The 17,204-nt window shown below is 57.9% G+C and carries 19 protein-coding genes; 11 read left to right on the forward strand and 8 right to left on the reverse strand.

What is annotated here, in order from left to right:
• Window positions 1-149: 149 nt before the first annotated feature.
• Entirely contained in the window at window positions 150-737 is a 588-nt protein-coding gene (locus tag QZ534_RS04445) for a hypothetical protein (RefSeq protein WP_296931837.1), read from the reverse strand.
• Between the two features lie 614 nt (window positions 738-1,351).
• Between QZ534_RS04445 and QZ534_RS04450 the strand changes: the two genes are divergently transcribed.
• Window positions 1,352-1,603 (forward strand): type II toxin-antitoxin system Phd/YefM family antitoxin, encoded by a 252-nt coding sequence (locus tag QZ534_RS04450; RefSeq protein WP_296931839.1) that lies wholly within the window; start codon window positions 1,352-1,354, stop codon window positions 1,601-1,603.
• Window positions 1,600-1,851, forward strand: a complete 252-nt coding sequence (locus tag QZ534_RS04455; protein ID WP_296931842.1) for a Txe/YoeB family addiction module toxin — start codon at window positions 1,600-1,602, stop codon at window positions 1,849-1,851. Before QZ534_RS04450 ends, QZ534_RS04455 begins: the two co-directional genes overlap by 4 nt.
• A gap of 74 nt (window positions 1,852-1,925) precedes the next feature.
• On the opposite strand, the gene QZ534_RS04460 is transcribed toward QZ534_RS04455, so the two are convergent.
• Both QZ534_RS04460 and maoP read right to left on the reverse strand, forming a co-directional pair.
• Entirely contained in the window at window positions 1,926-2,594 is a 669-nt protein-coding gene (locus tag QZ534_RS04460) for a hypothetical protein (RefSeq protein WP_296931844.1), read from the reverse strand.
• A gap of 471 nt (window positions 2,595-3,065) precedes the next feature.
• The gene (maoP, locus tag QZ534_RS04465; protein ID WP_296931846.1) at window positions 3,066-3,416 is read right to left on the reverse strand and encodes a DUF413 domain-containing protein; all 351 of its coding nucleotides are present in this window, start codon (window positions 3,414-3,416) and stop codon (window positions 3,066-3,068) included.
• Window positions 3,417-3,874: 458 nt separating this feature from the next.
• On the opposite strand from maoP, the gene QZ534_RS04470 reads away from it, so the two are divergent.
• From QZ534_RS04470 to QZ534_RS04485, 4 genes are all read left to right on the forward strand, one after another.
• A complete protein-coding gene (locus tag QZ534_RS04470) occupies window positions 3,875-4,900 on the forward strand; it encodes a DUF2235 domain-containing protein (protein WP_296931847.1) in 1,026 nt (341 codons plus the stop codon).
• A gap of 98 nt (window positions 4,901-4,998) precedes the next feature.
• Entirely contained in the window at window positions 4,999-5,331 is a 333-nt protein-coding gene (locus QZ534_RS04475; protein WP_296931849.1) for an SMR family transporter, read from the forward strand.
• 27 nt (window positions 5,332-5,358) lie between these two features.
• Window positions 5,359-6,087: an SGNH/GDSL hydrolase family protein gene (locus QZ534_RS04480; RefSeq protein ID WP_296931851.1), complete on the forward strand. Its 729-nt coding sequence runs from the start codon at window positions 5,359-5,361 to the stop codon at window positions 6,085-6,087.
• A gap of 20 nt (window positions 6,088-6,107) precedes the next feature.
• Window positions 6,108-6,998, forward strand: coding sequence for a mechanosensitive ion channel domain-containing protein (locus tag QZ534_RS04485; RefSeq protein WP_296931853.1), 891 nt, complete (start codon window positions 6,108-6,110; stop codon window positions 6,996-6,998).
• Window positions 6,999-7,016: 18 nt separating this feature from the next.
• Here QZ534_RS04485 and QZ534_RS04490 read toward each other — a convergent pair whose 3' ends face one another.
• The 4 genes from QZ534_RS04490 to QZ534_RS04505 form a co-directional block, all read right to left on the reverse strand.
• Window positions 7,017-8,696 (reverse strand): NAD-dependent malic enzyme, encoded by a 1,680-nt coding sequence (locus QZ534_RS04490; protein WP_296931855.1) that lies wholly within the window; start codon window positions 8,694-8,696, stop codon window positions 7,017-7,019.
• A 138-nt stretch (window positions 8,697-8,834) separates the two neighbouring features.
• Complete coding sequence (locus tag QZ534_RS04495; RefSeq protein ID WP_296931857.1) at window positions 8,835-10,493, reverse strand: acetolactate synthase large subunit; 1,659 nt, start codon at window positions 10,491-10,493, stop codon at window positions 8,835-8,837.
• Window positions 10,490-11,683 (reverse strand): L-lactate dehydrogenase, encoded by a 1,194-nt coding sequence (locus QZ534_RS04500; protein ID WP_296931860.1) that lies wholly within the window; start codon window positions 11,681-11,683, stop codon window positions 10,490-10,492. The genes QZ534_RS04495 and QZ534_RS04500 overlap by 4 nt, the downstream gene beginning before the upstream one ends.
• A gap of 5 nt (window positions 11,684-11,688) precedes the next feature.
• Window positions 11,689-13,302 (reverse strand): FAD-dependent oxidoreductase, encoded by a 1,614-nt coding sequence (locus QZ534_RS04505; protein WP_296931862.1) that lies wholly within the window; start codon window positions 13,300-13,302, stop codon window positions 11,689-11,691.
• Between the two features lie 88 nt (window positions 13,303-13,390).
• Here QZ534_RS04505 and QZ534_RS04510 point away from each other — a divergent pair, with 88 nt between their 5' ends.
• The 5 genes from QZ534_RS04510 to QZ534_RS04530 all read left to right on the forward strand — a co-directional run bounded on the left by QZ534_RS04510 (window position 13,391) and on the right by QZ534_RS04530 (window position 16,898).
• Window positions 13,391-14,404, forward strand: coding sequence for an AraC family transcriptional regulator (locus tag QZ534_RS04510; protein WP_296931864.1), 1,014 nt, complete (start codon window positions 13,391-13,393; stop codon window positions 14,402-14,404).
• Between the two features lie 74 nt (window positions 14,405-14,478).
• Window positions 14,479-14,865, forward strand: coding sequence for a hypothetical protein (locus tag QZ534_RS04515; RefSeq protein ID WP_296931866.1), 387 nt, complete (start codon window positions 14,479-14,481; stop codon window positions 14,863-14,865).
• A gap of 150 nt (window positions 14,866-15,015) precedes the next feature.
• A complete protein-coding gene (locus tag QZ534_RS04520; RefSeq protein ID WP_296931869.1) occupies window positions 15,016-15,624 on the forward strand; it encodes a sigma-70 family RNA polymerase sigma factor in 609 nt (202 codons plus the stop codon).
• On the forward strand, window positions 15,621-16,352 hold the full coding sequence (locus QZ534_RS04525; RefSeq protein WP_296931871.1) for an anti-sigma factor: 732 nt from the start codon (window positions 15,621-15,623) through the stop codon (window positions 16,350-16,352). The genes QZ534_RS04520 and QZ534_RS04525 overlap by 4 nt, the downstream gene beginning before the upstream one ends.
• Window positions 16,353-16,469: 117 nt before the next feature.
• On the forward strand, window positions 16,470-16,898 hold the full coding sequence (locus QZ534_RS04530; RefSeq protein ID WP_296931873.1) for a hypothetical protein: 429 nt from the start codon (window positions 16,470-16,472) through the stop codon (window positions 16,896-16,898).
• A 63-nt stretch (window positions 16,899-16,961) separates the two neighbouring features.
• Here the strand turns inward: QZ534_RS04530 and QZ534_RS04535 are convergent, their stop codons facing one another.
• Window positions 16,962-17,204 (reverse strand): hypothetical protein, encoded by a 243-nt coding sequence (locus QZ534_RS04535; protein WP_296931875.1) that lies wholly within the window; start codon window positions 17,202-17,204, stop codon window positions 16,962-16,964.

Here is a 17,204-nt window from a genome sequence, read left to right on the forward strand (position 1 = left end):
CGTCGCACTCAAAAGCGAAAAACAAATCAGAGAGACCACGATAAATCCATGTTTTAGCGACTAAAGACGATTCCATGAGTGACCTCTAACGCCGTGGATAAGCTGCCGGTGCAGAGCGCAGCGTAGTACTGGTCACATTCACCCATTGGTTACGTGTTTTCGCCATCTGATTCACCGCGATAGATTTCATAAAGCTCATCAATAATAGGTTGAATATCCAACCTCAGCCCAAGAGATTCAAAAATGCCTGAGTCTGTAAAAAAGGCCCTGAAAAAGTGATACGGAACCTCATCTCTTCGCATCTCCGGCCCCACATATGCCGGATACACATTTCCCACTATGGGCTTTGACCATAGATAGCTATCTAAATTTTCGTCTAAGTGCTCAAGGTGATTTCTTAGATCTTTGTTTCGAATAGAACTATTACTCTTTATCTTGAAAGCCTTACGTAAACTTTGGGCCCGTTTTTTGTGAACTTTATTAATACCCTTGTTGATGGGCCAAAAGTACTTAGAAAGGCTAGCAGTATGAATCAATATACTTTGTATCGAATCAAGGATTGGGTCTGTAAGGCTATGAGGATCTTCTTCCGCATTTCTAGCCTCTAAACATTGTACAAGGAACTGGACAGAAGCAATTGCCGACTCCAAATTGAACCTGATAGCTTGACCATAAAAAGCGAAATGCGCCGGTTGAATGCCCTCATACCTGTCTATGTATTCTTTCATGTCTTCCATGATCACTCACTACACATAACGCCGCCAGCATGCGCGGCTACGAAATGGAGGCGAAGCCGCAATGTAGTAGACGTCGCCGTGACTGGCATGGTTAGGCATTTTCTCGGTCCCTCGCACCGCACGGAGCAGCCGGTAATTTGTCCGCCAGAGTGCGCTGCCATGCCGTAGCAACTTCCTGGGAACTGAATATTCCCTGTAAGTTTCCACCATGTGTTGAGGCCCATGTTGTCGCCTTCAAGAACTCGCGACCGCCGACGACAATGTGGCTCATTTTACCGCCGTTTGTTTCCGTAAATCTCTCAAAGCTCGTAGCACCAAGTTCCGTCAACCTGATGAAAACCGGCCAGCCGCGTTTCGTCTGTTCCCCTACGGCTGAATCCTGCACATAAGACGAACACAGGTGAAACTCCAGCTCAGTCTCTGCTAGAGCAATGGCAGGAATAACCAGCAAAAGAATAGCTATCCATTTCATCGTGACGATTGCCTAACGCCCGGCTCACGCGCCGGTTTGGAGCCGCGAAGCGGCGGAAAATCGGTCGCTGTGCAGCCGATTGTTAAATCTTTTTCTGTACGGTATCCTGAACAGGAACAACATCCTGTACAGGAGCAACCATATGGATGCTATTAGTTACACAGCTGCTAGAACCAATCTAGCAAAAACCATGGATCAGGTCTGTGAAGACCATTCTCCAGTGATCATCACCCGGAGCAAATCCCAGTCCGTGGTCATGATCTCCCTTGAGGACTACGAAGCACTGCAGGAAACTGCATACCTTCTTCGGGCGCCAAAGAACGCCCGTCGTTTGCTGGAATCCGTCGCCGAGCTGGAGCAAGGCGGTGGTCAGGAAAAGGAACTTCTTGAATGAAACTGATCTTCTCCGAGAACGCCTGGGAAGACTATCTGTACTGGCAAAAAACCGACAAAAAGATCCTTAATCGAATCAATAAGCTCATCAAGGAGACCAAGCGAGAACCGTTTGAAGGCGTCGGTAAACCCGAGCCCCTCAAACACAGTCTCGCCGGTTATTGGTCCCGCCGAATCAACGAGGAACACCGAATCGTTTACAAGGTCACGGATGACGCTTTGCTTATCGCCCAGCTCCGGTATCACTAATGATTTAACGCCACGCATAACGGGCCGGTTTGTGGAGCGCCCAGCGGAACAAAGCGGTCCCGTTGATGCGCTTGTTACGTTTTCTCTCTTTCGAACTGTATAAGAAGCCCACCATGCTCTGCGCCTTCAGGAAACTCCCCTGTTTTTTGCAGAACCTCAATCATAGCTTCTGATTGCTGATAAATAAGGCCAATATCTATAGACCATTTCATGTTGTAGAACTTTCGTTCTTCGGAAATATAAACCCTTACGGGAAAGGCATGAGGGTTAAAAATATCTTTTTTAGACAGGACCATATTATAAGCAGCCCATGGCGACTTTCTTTTCTTGCTGTCGCTCAGCTGCACTATTGATTGATCTAGGTACTCATCAAAGTGCTCTAGGGTATTTCTCACTTTCGCATTCATTATTTCACTGAGACTAATATCCTTGAAAACCTCGGCCAGCTCTTTGGCCCGGTGTTGCCTAAGGTTGTAGGCTGCCGTGCTTTCATTTCTTTGTTTTTGAGTCGGAGTTTTCAGCAGTTTTTTTATGTTTGCGGAATGCGAGAGTACAGAAGAAATTAGAGTGTGTACTTCTGGGTCAACTTTGATGTAGCCGTCTTTCTCTGGCACTGGGGCTTTCTCAAATATTTCCTCACATTTGTCTTTGATGCTGACAGCCAAGTACCACAACTCTTGACCATAAAGACCTAGCAAATGCTTATCCAGCATTTTGGTAGATTTATGGTTAGTTTTGATCACAAGCACTCACTCCTTCGAGAACGTAACGCCAGCCATAAGCGGCGCCCTGACAAGGGCGTCCGGTGGAGGGCCATCGGCCCGGAACAACCTTAATGGCCTTGTTAGCACTACACCACCTTGTAAGTGCGGTGTTCACCTGGCCCACTCCACGTTATTGCGGTAAATGATTGCTGGACCAACCCCTTATCTTTGAGGGTTTGGACTATGGCAGCTGGCGGCCAACCGGCTGGCTCATCAGTAAAGACATACCCTTTTTCGATGAGTGCTACGACTAGCTGTGCCAGCTCATCGTCTGTTGTGTATGGCAATGAGGTTTCTTGATCAGAGACACAAACCTTGCCATTCATTATTTGGGTTACGTACCGGATTTTCATAATCGTATGAGTGCTAACGCCAGCCAGCATGCGCGGCTACGGAATGGAGGCGAAGCTGCAATGTAGTAGACGTCGCCGTGCCTGGCCTTGTTATGTTTTACTTAAAATGGCCGTAAACACCCCATCCACGACCGGTTATACCCAAGTTCACCAGCAAGTCAGCCTCTTGCTTGCCCACATAATCTGGATTTTCTGACTCCCAAATCTTGCGTTTAATGTACTTTGCCCAGACTTTTTCGAACTGACTTTCCGGATTTTTGTTTCCGTTACAGACCTCAACGAAGCGCTCTTGGGCTGGTGTTTCGGGAGTAATTGCCCCGCGCATCAGAGCTGCCAGCCAAGAGCCGTAAGTTATGAGCAGCTCGATCTCGTCCTCGGAGAAGAGTGTATCGGGCACATTGGGCTGAAACTCCATTTTCCGATATTTTAAGTGCTCTGCTGAAGCCACGAATCACTCCAGGAAACATAACAGCTAATTATACGAACGCGTTCGTATATCACCCGTTCGTAAAACTCCATTCAAAAATGCTCAAACAAACACAAATTTTTCTAATAAAAACAATATATTAATAAACAATTATTACAACTACCGCCGGAGTTATACGCCCTTTTCTGAGCCACTCTTGCTCCCATCATGGGCGTATAACTCCGCCGTCCCTTTTCCTACTTCTCAACCCTATCAGAGAGTTACCATTATTTCTCACGCAGCTTCCGGAGTTTTGCGAACGCGTTCGTATAACTCCAGCCTTCGCAGGCCGGCTCTACCCTACCTTCTCCATACCTGAGATACTCACAGAACACCCACCAAACAGGATGTACCGGCTGCTTTCATCGGCCGGAAGGTGGCCAGGTTGCTCTGCGGATTGCCAGGGCAGCCGGGAACAGCAGCGACAGGAGGTCATTCCCATGAAACGCATCGCTATCTGCTTTGATGGCACCTGGAACCGCCCGGAAGAGATCCTGGGCGAGGATTTTCCCACCAACGTTCTGCAGTTTGCCCGCGCCATCCGGCCCACCGACGGCACCGGTGTTGAGCAAGTGGTGTTCTACGACTGGGGCATTGGCTCCTACCACGATGAGCTTCGGGCCGGTGCCACCGGGTACGGGCTGGAGAAGAACGTGATGGACGGCTACCGGTTTCTGGTGCACAACTACGAGCCCGGAGACGAGATTTTCCTGTTCGGCTTCAGCCGCGGCGCCTACACCGCCCGCAGCCTGTGCGGGATGATCAACAACTGCAGCGTTCTTCGGAAGGAGCACGCCAATCTCATAGAGAAAGCGTTCAAGCTCTACAAAACCAAGAAACACAAGGCCAACGGCGATCACGCCATGGCCTGGAAGGCGAAGTACTCCGTGGAGCAGCGCACGCCAATCAAATTTGTGGGTGTGTGGGATACGGTGGGTGCGCTCGGCCTGCCCTTTACCTTCTTCGGTCTGATCAAGGATCAGGACCTGTTTTACGACCGCAAGATCGGCAGCAACATTCGCGTGGCCCGGCACGCGCTGTCGCTGGATGAGCAACGGGAGGATTTCGAGCCCACGCTCTGGGACCCCCGCGAGGGTACCGATCTGGAACAGATCTGGTTTGCTGGCGTGCACTCCGATGTTGGCGGCGGTTACGGTCCCGACAAGCAGGAGCGTACCCTGGCGGACATTCCCCTGCTCTGGATGAAGGCGGAAGCCGAAAAGCAGGCCCTGGTGTTCAACGATTACCTGCCCACCGAAACCCACGCCAGCGCCGAACAACACAATGAGTACAAGGGCAAGTACAAGCTGCTGGGTAAGCTGGTACGCGAGATCCCGCCCCTTAAAACCAACCACACCTGGGTTCACCCGAGCGTAAAAGAGCGCTACGCCAGCGGATACCGCAGCGACTCCATCGAGCAGTTCGTGAAAGCCCACGGGCAGTGGCCACCGCTCTGGCCGGACTAAACCGGCCCTGCCCTCCCCGGTTTTTGGTAGACTCCACGGCCAGAGAGGCCGGCGGTTACCGCCGTGCCTGTTCATTGGCCAACGGGAGTCCGCGAATTGTGAAAAGCTGGGTTTTTCTGGGCATTGCCATCGTAGCGGAAGTGATCGCCACCACCGGCCTGAAAGCAAGTGATGGCTTCACACGCCTCTGGCCGAGCCTGCTGGTGGTGGCCGGCTACGCGGTAGCCTTCTATTTTCTGTCGATCACACTCAAGGAGATTCCCGTTGGGCTGGCCTACGCCATCTGGGCGGGCCTGGGCATTGTGCTGGTGGCGCTGATTGGCTGGCTCATCTACGGCCAGAGCCTGGATGCCGCCAGCGTGATCGGCATGGCGCTGATAATTTGCGGCGTGGTGGTGATCAACGTATTTTCCAGGGCTTCTGTCCATTAAACACCCGGCCAAACCGAGGCACGTTCCATGCACCTTCCCTTCTGGCTGACAACCGCCCTGCTGTTTCCGGTCCTGCTTTATCAGGGCAGGCGTGCCCGCCGCACAACACCCAGGCTGCCGGAAGCCAGCGGCTCTCCGTCTGGCCAGTACGGTGAAGGCACTCCAGCAAGGCGAATCCTGGTGATTGGCGAATCCACGGCAGCTGGTGTTGGCGTTGAAACCCACGATCAGGGCCTGGCCAGCCAGCTGGCAAGGCGGATTCATGAGCACACCGGCCAGACCGTGGCCTGGCACACCTTCGGAATCAACGGGATCCGCCTGGGCCCACTGGTCCGGAAGCTGGAGGGTACCCGGTTACCGGATGCAGACCTGGTGCTGCTGAGTATGGGCGTGAATGACACCACAGGCTTCACACCCCGGATTCGATTCCGCCGGGAATTGAAGGCGCTGCGTCATTGGCTAACCCCGCGATATGCACACCCGCTGTTGCTTCTAAGCGTGCCACCGATGCATCTGTTCACCGCCCTGCCCGCGCCGCTTCGGCATGTGATGGGATGGCGCGCGCGACAGCTTGACCGGGTTTATCAGAATCTTGCCAAGGAAGCCCCGGCTGACTTTCTCTATCTCGATTACCCCGCCGTTACCGATCCGACCCTGCTGGCCAGTGATGGCTACCACCCCGGGCCGAAGGGCTACGCCTATATTGCTGATAACTTGTTACCACTGCTCTTTCGCCTGACAATAGGCCGGTATTAAAACGTCAGGACCCCCAAACCATGCTCGAACAGTTCTCCTGGATACCGGCAAATTTTGCCCTGCCGGCGTCCCTTTTCCGGCCGATCATCAGCACACTGCTTCTGATTCTGGCCATCATCATCATGCGCACGCTGACGGCCGGGTTCATTCGCCGCAATGTGGCGTCTTCGGAGCTGCGCGGCCGCTTGCTGGTAAATTTCCGGAACGGCTTTTTGTTGCTGGGCGTCCTTGGCGTGGCATTGATATGGGGCGACCAGATTCGCTCCCTGGCGCTGTCGATTGTCGCCATTGCGGTCGCGTTTGTGGTGGCCACCAAGGAACTGATTCTCTGCATATCGGGGGCCATTCTCAAAAGCGGTGCCGGCTCCTTCAACCTGGGCGATCGCATCCAGATCAAGGATTTTCGCGGCGACGTTATCGACCAGACTCTGCTGGCTACGACAATCCTTGAAGTCGGGCCGGGTAAAACCGGGCACCAGCGAACCGGGCGGATGATCGTGATTCCGAATGCCCTGTTTGTGGCAGAACCGGTGATCAACGAGAGTTTTACCGATCACTGGGATTTTCATGTCTTTACCGTGCCGTTCAAGCGGGAGGACGACTGGCAGGGCGCCCAGAAGGCGCTACTTGAAGCCGCCAACCGCCAGTGCGAGCCTTATCTTGAGGCCGTTCGCAAGTATATGAAAAAGGTGGGAGTTTCTCGGGGGCTGGAGGTTCCATCGGTAGACCCGAGAGTGACCATCCAGGCGCCAGTCGCCAACGAGATTCACCTCGTGGTGCGCCTGCCCGCCAAATCCGGGCAGCGCAGCTACATTGAGCAGGCCATCCTGTCCGAGGTGTTTTCGAGCGCCGACTTCTCGAACAAGAAAGCACAGCCGTCGGAAGATGCGCCCAATGACACGGACGCCTAGCGACGGGCAGTTCTGCCCCTAGATAGCACGCCGGAGGTAATGCCGGTAGCGCGGTCGCCAGAAATTGCGCTCGATGGATCGACGGATGGTGTCTTCATCGGATCTCAGGGCCACCCCCTCCTCCTGGGCCTGCCAGGCCACATCGAAGGCAATCTGGCGGCTGAGTTCCTGAATGCCGGCCAATTCTGGCAGCAATCCTTCCCCGGTGCCCTGAACGATGGGGGCCTGTTTCGCCAGGGCGTTGGAGGCCGCGGTGAGCATGGTGTCCGTTACCCGGGAAGCGCCGGCAGCCACCACGCCCAGGCCAACGCCCGGGAAGATGTAGGCGTTGTTGCACTGGGCAATGGGGTAGGTTTTGCCATCAAGTTCAACCGGCTTGAAGGGGCTGCCCGCAGCGACCAGGGCCTTGCCATCGGTCCACGTCAGGATATCTTCGGGTGTGGCCTCTACCCGGGAGGTGGGGTTGGATAACGGCATCACCACGGGTTGGTTGCAGCCGGCGCGCATGGTTTTGATCACGTCCTCGGTGAATAGGCCGGGTTGGCCGGAGACACCAATGAGTACCGTTGGCTTCGCCTGTTTGACCACATCGATCAATTCCCGGCCTTGCCAGTCCGCGACCCGCCCAGGATCCTGGGCGAGTGCTTTCTGAAAAGCCTGAAGGCCGTCCTGATCGCTGGTCAGCAGACCGTCCCGGTCGACCATGTAGACCCGCCGGCGCGCCTCCTGCTCGGACATCCCTTCGTTGGTCATGGCAACGATAATCTGCTCGGCAATGCCGCAGCCGGCCGAACCGGCGCCCAGGAAGGCCACCGTCTGGTCACTGACCTTTTCGTTTTTCGCTTTGCAGGCAGCCAGCAAGGTGGCCAGGCACACCGAAGCGGTGCCCTGGATATCGTCGTTAAAACAGCAGGCCTCATCCCGGTATTTGTCCAGCAGCCGCATGGCGTTGTTCTGCGCGAAGTCCTCAAACTGCACCAACACGTTGGGCCAGCGGCGCTTCACCGCCGCCAGAAAGTCGGCGACGAAGGCGTCGTACTCTTTCTGGCCAATTCGCTTGTGCCGCCAGCCCATGTACATGGGGTCATCCAGCAGTTCCTGATTGTTGGTGCCCACATCCAGCATTATGGGCAGGGTATTGGCCGGGCTGATGCCGCCACAGGCGGTGTACAGGGACAGCTTGCCGATGGGGATACCCATTCCACCGATGCCCTGGTCGCCCAGCCCGAGAATGCGCTCGCCGTCGGTCACCACAATCACTTTGACCCGCTCCTTGGTGGCGCTGCGCAACAGGTAGTCCAGGTGTTCCCGGTCTGGATAGGAGACAAACAGGCCGCGATGGTTGCGGTAAATGTTGGAAAACTCCTGGCAGGCATCCCCCACGGTCGGGGTGTAGATGATCGGGAGCATCTCCTCCAGATGGTCTTCCAGCAGTCGGTAAAACAGGGTTTCGTTGTCGTCCTGGATCGCCCGGAGGGTTATGTGGCGGTCGAGATCGTTCTGGCACAGTTTGTACTGTTTGTAGGCCCGTTCAGCCTGCTCTTCGATCGTTTCCACATGCTGTGGCAGCAGGCCGACCAGATTGAAATCCAGGCGCTCCCGGTTGGTGAAGGCACTGCCCTTGTTCAGCAAGGGCATTTCCAGCAATGAGGGGCCGGCGTAGGGGATGTACAGCGGGCGTTTTTCTGGATCAGTCATGATCACCTCCCAAGGCAGGTGGGCTGCGAACGAACGGAACTCAGCGCTTCGTTGTTAAGAGTGACTATGCCTGATGAAAGCATAGTCGCTGAGTTCCAGTTCGTCCGCCCCCCTGCTGAGCCGCCCTGCGAGGCTACCTCAGGGAGCCAGCTTGCGCTTCAGCGCCTTGGAAACCGACAGCGGCAGACTGGGCAGTGAGCGCAGCATCCAGGGTAGTATCCGGCGCTTCACCCCGCTCAGGGATTCCGGGATCACGGCTTCAATGAGATGTGGCCCCGGCATTCTCTGGGCGTATTCCAGGGCTTTCGCCATTTCCTCGGCGGTGTGTACCCGCACAGCATGAACGCCCATGCCGTTGGCCATCTCCGCGAAGTTGATCACCGGGCCGCGCAGGTCCAGCTGGGATTTGGCCTTCTCCCCGGCCTCTTCGGCGCCTACCCGTTCCAGTTCGATATTGAGTACGGAGTAGGAGGCGTTGTTGAAGATGATGGAGGTGACGTTCAGCTGTTCCCGGGCCATGGTCCACAGGGCCTGAATGGTATACATGGCAGTGCCATCGCCGATCAGGGCAATCACCGGCCGGTCCGGGCAGGCCACGGCGGCACCCACAGCGTTGGGCAGACCCTGGCCAATGGCGCCACCGGTGAGGGTGATCATGTCGTGGCGGGGAGCGCCGGCGGTCATCACCGAGAGCATGAGGCTGGAGGTGATGCCTTCATCAACAATGATGGCGTCTTCGGGCATCAGTTCACCCACGGCTTTACAGACTTTCTCGGCGGTGAGTTTGCCGCGCGGGCGGCCAGGCCGTTTCGCAGGTTGCAGCTTCGGTTCGGCCTGGCTGGCACCAACAGCATCGTTGAGTTTGTTCAGGCTTGCCAGGATGTCCTGGTCGGGAGCCACCAGGGTATGCACTTGGCAGGTATCCGGAACCAGGTAGCTCTTCTTGCCCGGGTAAGCGAAGAAAGAGACCGGCGCTTTGGCGTCCACGAGGATCAGTTGCTCAACATCCGTAAGCTGGACCGTCGCCAGCTCCGCCAGGTAGGCCAGACGCTCGATGCAAGGCAGCCCGGCGCCGCGCTCCATGCGGGTCGGAAAGGTTTCCGCCAGCAGCACCACGCCACTGTGCGCGGCCAGCTTGGCCGCCGCCAGCATGCTCGGTTCACGCAGGGAATGGCCGCCCATCAACAGGGCGGTTTTCTTGCCGGAGCGGATGGCCGAGGCAATGGCCTCTACCGTGGCATCGTCCGCAGCCTCGGGCTTGGGCGGGGCGAGCGGTGCGCTAGGCACGCCGCCCTCGCCCCAGGAGACGTCCGCCGGAAGAATGAGCGTGGCTACCTGCCCGGGCGCTGTGCGGGCGGCGGCAATGGCTTCGGCGGCGTCCTGGCAAAGGGTTTCGGTGCTCTTGGCGGTGCGAACAAACCCCGGGGACACGTTGCGGGCTACGGTCTCGATATCAGACTGCAGCTGGGCATCGTATTTCACGTGGTAGGTGGCGTGGTCGCCCACAATGTTCAGCACCGGCACCTTGCCCTTGCGGGCGTTGTGCAGATTGGCCAGGCCGTTGCCCAGGCCGCAGCCCAGGTGCAACAGGGTAGCGGCGGGTTTGTCGGCCATGCGGGCATAGCCGTCAGCGGCGCCGGTGGCGACACCCTCGAACAGGGCGAGAACCGCCCGCATTTTGGGCTCGTCATCCAGGGCGGCCACAAAGTGCATTTCACTGGTGCCGGGGTTGCTGAAGCAAACTTCAACACCGGCGTCCACCAGGGTTTTCATCAGGGCTTGCGCGCCGTTTGTCATTGTTGTTCTCCAAGCTTTCCGGGTTCAGGGTTTGAGTTTCTATCCAGTTGATCTTCGCCGATGTCAGCAATTTGGGTAACGCCGGTAAGGGTCATGGCCAGGCGTAGCTCCTGCTGCAGGCTGGACAGCAGGTTGTTCAGCCCGGCCTCACCGCCGCCGGCCAGCGCCCAGGCCCAGGGGCGGCCGATCATCACGCCCCGGGCGCCAAGAGCCAGCGCCCGGAAAATATCCACGCCGCTGCGGATACCGCCATCCACGAGCAGTTCGATTTCTGACCCGACAGCGGCCACAATTTCGGGCAGTTTGCTTGCACCCGAGGCGACGCCGTCCAACTGACGGCCACCGTGATTTGAGACGATGATGCCTTCTGCCCCAACGTTCACTGCCTGGCGGGCGTCGTCCCCATCGAGGATACCTTTCAGCAGCAGGGTACCCTTCCAGTGGCGGCGCAGCCATTCAATGTCGGCCCAGGTCACGGTCGGATCGAACTGGGCATCGATCCAGGCCTTGAACGCATCGAGGTTGCCAGCGTCCGGCACCACGTCGCTGAGATTGCCAAAGTTCAGGGGGCCGCCGCGCACGGCCACATCCCAAAGCCAAAAGGGGCGGGACAGCAGTTGAACGGCCTTCAGGGCCTTTGCGCGGGCGCCGGAACTGGCGAGACCATTGCGGAAATCGCGATGGCGCATGCCTGGCTGTGGCAGGTCGACGGTAAACACCAGGGTCCGGCAGCCGGCGGCCCAGGCTTTATCCAGCAGAGCTTCGATACGGGCCCGATCACGAATCATGTAGAGCTGGAACCACACCGATCGGGAGACAGCGGCCTGCACTTCTTCCACCGGGCAGATACCCACGGTGGAGAGGGTAAACGGGATGCCAGCGGTTTCTGCGCTGCGGGCCGCCTGCACCTCCCCACGCCGGGCCATCATGCCGGCCAGCCCAAGGGGTGCGAGCACCACAGGCATGTCGCAAGCCTCGCCGGCCAGGGTGCTTTTGGTATCCACCTGGTCGACATCAATCAATACCCGCTGGCGCAGCTTTATGCCTTGCCATTCGCTTTCATTGGCGTGGAGGGTCTGTTCGTCCGTCGCGCCACCATCCAGGTAATCAGACAGGAACCGGGGTAGCCGGGCGCGGGCCCTTGACCGGTAGTCTTCAGCGGTAGCCGGGTAGCTCAGCTTCAACGTCATGGCGGTCAGCCTCCGGCCACGATAGCGCGCACCGCTGCCCGGGCGGTCATGATGCAGCCCGGCAGGAATGTCCCTTCCAGGGAACGCTTGCCGTTGGCACCACCGCCCCCGAAGCCTGCGGCCTCGCCCACACAGTAGAGACCTTCAACGGGCGAGCCCTGGGCATTGAGAACGCGGCTCTGCAGATCGGTTTGCAGGCCACCCAGGCTTTTGCGGGTGATCAGCTGCATGCGGATGGCGATAAACGGGCCCGCACCGGATTTCTGCAGCGGCGCCGGCTTGCAGGTGCGCAGGCGGTCCGGCTTCCATTCCCGGGCGTGCTGGATCATGCGGATCTGGGGATCGTCATGCATGCTGGTGCCGCTGGTGAAGTTGGCATCGAAGGCATCGGCGGTCGCCTTGAGCGTGCCCGGGTTGACGTCGTTGGAACAGGTCAGCGCGTTCATCTTGTTGGCCAGTTCGGCCAGACTGTCTGCCACCAGGAAATCCCGGCTTTCGTGCTGCATCTGCCGCACCAGATTATGGTTGCCCAGCAACAGCTCTTTCACGAACAGGGGGAACTGTTTATCCCGGATGCGGGCATTGTGCTCGGCGCCGGAGATAGCGAATTCCTTGGCGGCGATGCGCCAGTTGAGCAAGTGCCACGTCCAGGGCTTCTCCTGTTCCGCCACTCGCTGGCAGAGCCAGTGGGTATCGAAACCAGTCACCAGGGGTTCCGGGCCAATCCGTTCACCCCGGTGGTTCAGCCACAAGGCCGATTTGCAGGGAATGGTGGAGAGGCCGTGGCCGGGAAAATGGGGGTACGGATGCGGGAAACCGGCCGCATAATTCCACATTTCGCCGGCGTGGGTAATCCGGCCTCCGAGGGTGTCGGCCACCCAGTGATGCATGCGGCCATCGGCATAGGGGTGGGCACCGTTCAACATGCGGGTGGGTTGTGGGCGATCCACCGGCCAGTTGGCCCGGCACTCCTTGTGGCTGCCGTTGATGCCGCCGGTGGCCAGAACCACGGCAGACGCGGCGAAGCGGACTTCCTCACCGGTGGCGTCGTTGATGGCCAGGGCGCCGCTGACTTTTCCCGCTTCGTGGTCCAGTTCGGTAATGCGATGCTGGTGCAGCAGCGTGAGCTTGCCGCTGGTGTTCTCCCGATGCAGCGCCGTCATCAGGCACCGGACCAGTTCCCGGGCGGTGCCCCAGACCACGTGGTAACGGGGCAGACGGTTGCCATCCCCGAAGCGACCGCGCTCAACCCAGTTCACTGCGGGCAGGAACTTGATGCCTTCGTTGCTGAGCCAGTCGTAAACCTCGGAGCGAGAGTGCTCCACATAATATTTGGCCCATTGCAGGGGCAAGTCATCCTCGGGTGCCAGCTCGCCAAAGCTGAGCCAGTCTTCCAGGGCGATCTCCGGTGTGTCGGCAATCTTCATGCGTTTCTGCAGCGGAGTGCCCACCAGCATCATGCCGCCGAAGGCCCACAGCGCCAGGCCACCCATCCGTTCTTCCGTGTCCCGGTCTGCCAGGGTTACGGACTTGCCGGCACGCAGGCCTTCCAGAGCGGCGACAATACCCGCCAGCCCGCCACCGACCACCAGAATGTCTGAGGAAATCACCTTGGCCATAACGCATCCGACCCGATTGCAATGAGTTGTCAGGTTTAAAGATATACCGGTACCATGGCTTTAAAATTGACATCAGAGGCCATCAAAATTGACTTTAGAGGCCACCGTTTCCATTGGCTGGGTTAACACCGTGATCGGTGCTGCGCAGAGGCTGTCGGTAACGGCCGACCAACTGCTGGCAGAGGCGGGTATTCCGCACTCCGCCTGCGAACTGGAACGCTGGCCGATCGACGATATCACCCGGCTCTGGCACGCCGCCGAGCGCTGCACCGGCGATCCGGGCTTCGGCCTGAAAGTGGGTGCCGAGTTTTCCCCGATGAGTATCAGCGGCGTCGGTTTTGCGCTGCAATCCGCAGCCACGCTTCGGGAAGCCATCGTGATGGTTCAGCGTTTCCAGCGGCTGATCTCCGATGGCGGGCGCTTCCAGGTTGTCGCCGGCAATGCTGCGACCTGGCTGGTGTATCATCCCCGGCAAGGCCAGCTGGCATTCAGCCCCCACCAGATCGAGGCGGTGCTGGCTTCGGTGGTGGGCTTCGGGAGCTGGGTGACAGGCACCCGAATGCAGCCGGCCCGGGTGCAATTCAGCCAACCCCGGTTGGGGCCGTTAGCCGGTTACCAAACCGTATTCAATTGCCCGGTGGAGTTCGAGCAGGCATTCAGCGGGGTACTGATTGACAACAGTGTTCTGGACCAGCGCCTGCCCCAGGCGGACCCACAGCTTGCCCAGGTGCACGAGCGCTACACAACCGCTCGCCTCGCCGCCCTCTCCATCAACAGTGCCTCGGTGCCAGAAATACGCAGATGGCTCACCGCTCGTATTGGGCCGGTGCTACCCCGCCGGACAGACGCAGCCGAAGCCCTTGGCATCAGCGAACGCAGCCTGGCCCGACGCCTCCATGAGCAGGGCCAGACCTTTGATGGGCTTGTAGACGACGTACGCCGTGAAAAAGCCCTGCAGGCGGTCGCTGATTCCACCTCTTCCCTGCCGGAAATTGCCGAAGCGTTGGGATTTGCCGAGGTAAGCACCTTTTACCGCGCATTCCGCCGCTGGACGGGCATGCCGCCGGTGCGGTGGCGCAAGCAAAACACTGTGCTATTGTGATCGACAGGGCCAAACCCGAAGTAAGCGTGCCGTGGGTAAGGCCCTGGCAATTAATCGACACGGAGGTAGTCTTTATGCATATCGCAAAAGAAGATGTACCTATACGGATCGATGCTCCCGGTGCAATAGCCCGTCAGAAAACCGATTTCGGAGATGTTACGGGCTACGGGAAGATGGGCGCCGAATACTTTTCCTTTGGCGCTGGCACCGATATAACCGAGTTGCTTCACGGGCTTGAAAACGACAGTTGTCAGAGCCCCCATTGGGGATACGTGGTAAGCGGCGAAATTACCGCGATCTATACCGATGGCACAGAAGAAACTTCCCGCAGTGGTGATCTGTTCTACTGGCCTCCCGGCCACAGTGTGAGAGCGGAGGCCGACACCGACATTGTGATGTTCAGCCCCGAGCACGAGCATGGCGAGGTGATCGACCATATCGGGCGTCAGGTTAGCGGCTGAGCCGTTGACCACAACCCCTAACGTGAGGAGGGGAGCACCCTCCCTTCCTCACAACCACCCGTTTCAGCTGATGGCCTTCGGGCAAATTCCTGTTGAGCAACGGCGAACCAACCAGTAACCTGCTGAACAGACACCATAGCCCGAGGCACCATGAAGCCTGACTCCCATCAGCTCCCAGACAATGCCATCGGCGCGCCGAATTCGCAGTCGCCCTCAGACACCCCTGAGCATGTTGCTGAGCTGATTCACCGTGTGGCTCAGAAAGACCGCCAGGCGTTCGCCCTCCTCTACCAGGCAACTGCCACGAAACTTCTGGGCACCGTGTTGCGTATCCTCAGAGACAGAGGATGGGCAGACGATGTTATCCAGGACAGTTACCTCAAGATCTGGCAGAAAGCAGAGCAATTTCAGGACGGCAAATCCTCACCTATCACCTGGCTGGTTTCGATTGCCCGTAACAGTGCAATTGATGAGCTGCGCAAACACCCAGCCGGACGCACCACGAACAGCGATGAGCTGGACGAGATGCCGGGCAGACAGTCAACCGCTCAGGAACAGCTGGAAGACCAGCAGGCAGCAAATAAGCTGAATCACTGCATAGACCAGCTGGAGAAAGACCGACAGGACATGGTGCGCCTGGCCTACCTCAACGGCTGGTCCCGGGAAGATCTGGCAAGCCAGTTCGAGCAGCCGGTCAATACGGTGAAAACCTGGCTACACCGCGCCCTGAAACAGATCAAAAGGTGCCTGGAATCATGACGGAACGCGACGACCTGGACATGCTTGTTGCAGAGTTCGTTCTGGGCACCTTACCGGCCCAGGAGCGGGAGTATGTTGAAACCCGGCGCCGCGAGGATCCGGAGGTGGAGGCACTGATTCTGCAATGGGAAGAGCGATTGGGCAGGCTGGCTGAAGAAACCGAGCCCGTGCAGCCGTCGCCCGCGCTGTTCGCAAAAATCGAGAAGGCTCTGGACCGAATCGAATCGACACCCCGCAAGGCTGCTGAAACCTCCAACGTGGTTGCACTGCGTAGCCAGCTGACTCGCTGGCGCTGGAGCACGGCGGTTGCTTCGGCGGCGGCCCTGGTCTTGATGGCGGTTCTGGTGTTGCAGCCACAGCCCACGCCAGAAACGCAGTCTTTTGTAGCGGTGTTCCAGCATAACGATGAGCAACCGGCATTCCTGCTAACAGTGGATCTGAAGGAGCAACGGCTCAATATCCGGCCGGTGACCGCCGAGCCAAGACCCGGAAAATCCTATCAGTTGTGGATCAAGGCAGATGAGCTGGGGCCAAACCCGCGTTCGGTGGGCGTTCTGGGCAACGATTTCAAACTTGATGAGGGGGCCTTGAGAAGTTACGACCCAGCCCTGCTCAAGGAAGCCACGTTCGGTATCAGTGTCGAGCCGGAAGGCGGCTCACCCACTGGCCAGCCGACCGGGCCGGCGATTCACGGTTACCTCTACCCCACCGATGGCAATAATCAGTAGTCGGGACCACAAAAATTCACCGGTACCTGAAACTTTGCGCATCCACTCCCGTAGCTGCAGTTAACCCGCCCGATAACAACCCAAAGGGCGGGAAACACTGAGACTTAGGAGAACGCAATGACCAAGCACGCAAAAACATCCGTACTTCTGGCCGCCGTGGTTTCCGGCGCTTTCGCAACCGGCTCGGCACTGGCCGCTGAGCATAAAGCCGGTGTCTGGACCAATGATCAGTCCGTCGCCAACGGCGTTGTATCCGCCAGGAAGGTGGTTGCCGAACAAAATGGCTGGCTGGTGGTTCATCGCACCGACGAATCCATGAAGCCCGGCCCGGTGGTTGCCCATGCACCGTTGCGCAAAGGCATGAACATGGATGTCGCGGCTATCCTCACCGAGGAAGTTCAATCCGGTGACATGCTGATGCTGATGGTTCACAGCGAAGACGGCGGCATGAAAACGGGTATTTTCGAGTACACCCTGGGTGCCAAGGAAGATGGACCGATCAAGAGAGACGGCAAGCTGGTGATGTCCACTATCACAGCGAAATAATCGCTGTCGTTATTGCCGGCTGCTGCGCTGACTGGCAGATGCAGCCGGCAACTCAAACCGCGGTCATTCGTGGCTGCCATCTCCTTTCACGCCCAATCTGTCCAGATACAGGTGCAGTTCCGCCTCGCTCATATCCACGTATTCAAGCACCCGGCCATACAACATGGCGGTAGGCACGTTGCGGCCGTTCAGTTCACGCTGGGTTTCCTGCAGAACGTAAAGAATGATGCGCTCGGTACGAGTGAGGCCGTCGCGAACATCGGGGATGACTTCAAGGAGGGAGTGGCGATCGTCGGGAAATTCCAT

It is taken from the genome of uncultured Marinobacter sp. (assembly GCF_913055835.1).
GTDB lineage: Bacteria > Pseudomonadota > Gammaproteobacteria > Pseudomonadales > Oleiphilaceae > Marinobacter.